The sequence below is a fragment of the Bacillus sp. AP50 genome (assembly GCF_040492675.1).
GTDB lineage: Bacteria > Bacillota > Bacilli > Bacillales > Bacillaceae_G > Bacillus_A > Bacillus_A cereus.
The window spans coordinates 1-1,203 of the sequence record NZ_JBEUTW010000802.1 but is presented as its reverse complement, the minus strand read 5'-3'; the positions used below and the strand labels follow the sequence as shown (position 1 = coordinate 1,203).

The following is a 1,203-nucleotide window of genomic DNA, read 5'->3' as shown; positions in this document are numbered from 1 at the left end:
AAATAGCTTATTGTATGCTAAGACGTATTGCAGGAGTAAGTAATTATTCTATATAATGACAATTTAATAAAGGAATGCACTTTATTTTGAAATAACAATCACAATAGAGGTGATTACCATAGGAAGAAATATCATCTCAACAAAAAAGGAGATATGGTAATTTGCAAAAGAGTGAGAGTGTAGCTGGGAGTAATGAGATAAAATTTAGTAATTACTTTAAAAAAAAATTTGGAAAAGATGTACTTGAAGGGAAATGCACATTTGAAACCTTGGATAAAAATGTATCTATATCTGTAGATAATTCACTGAAATTAGGAAATAAAGAAATTCTTATAGAAATTGATTCGGGTAATATGGCGAAACTAATAGTGGGACAATATGTATTGTTGAACGAATTATATAAGAATAGGGATAAAGAAATATTATTTCTGATTATTCATTTTTATAAAAATCAAAAAGGAAAAGAGTATAACCCAATACGAACAGAGCGAAATTTATCTCTTGTTTCCGAGAGTATATATGGGAATGAGGCTATTAAATACAAAGTATTTAACCAGAGTAGTTTTAAGGAGTTGTGTCAACAGTGTAAAAGTATTGAGGATTTTGTTAATTATTTATATCTTTAACCGAATGTATCAATGAGGAATAGTAAAGGTTTCGTTATTAATAAGGAAGATGGTGTTGTTAAATGGCAATTTTTCAGTCGGAAGTTACTAAAGAACAAATTTGCAGTTTAATTGAAAGTGAAGGTTTTAAAGAATTTCATGCATTAATAAGAAGAGAGTTTGATATTGATGATATAGAATATGAACTTTTACATAGAGATCAAGTTCATGCGAGAGATGGCTATGTTGATACATCAATAAATGCTAGAGTAATAATTGATCATTGGGAGAAAATAACAGAAGTTGTTTTAGTAGTAGAAGGATTAATGCAATTGATTAATTCTAAGTTCTCAAAAGTACCAGGTATATATTTTAAAAGAGTAATTGAATTAAGTATTAAATTTGCATTAGTGCATGAATTGGTTCATGTGCAACAATTTAAAAGTGGAAAATTAACTAAGGAAAAATTGGAAGAGATGAAGTTGAAATAGAAGCAAATACTATCGCTAAGGAAGTCATGGGTAGAAATAATGAGTTCGATAAAAGGATTATTAGATTTTTAACATCAAATGATTCCATAGACAATGATAATTTGCAT

Annotated in this window: 2 protein-coding genes; both read left to right on the top strand. The window is 28.0% G+C overall.

What is annotated here, in order from left to right:
• Positions 1–161 precede the first annotated feature (161 nt).
• Positions 162–626, top strand: coding sequence for a hypothetical protein (locus ABWK52_RS29625; protein WP_087951362.1), 465 nt, complete (start codon positions 162–164; stop codon positions 624–626).
• A gap of 62 nt (positions 627–688) precedes the next feature.
• On the top strand, positions 689–1,096 hold the full coding sequence (locus ABWK52_RS29620; RefSeq protein WP_353772401.1) for a hypothetical protein: 408 nt from the start codon (positions 689–691) through the stop codon (positions 1,094–1,096).
• Positions 1,097–1,203: the final 107 nt, after the last annotated feature.

Bases quoted from the DNA above. Each gene is read 5' to 3' on its own strand.
- ABWK52_RS29620 (WP_353772401.1), top strand. From the start codon at position 689: ATGGCAATTTTTCAGTCGGAAGTTACTAAAGAACAAATTTGCAGTTTA.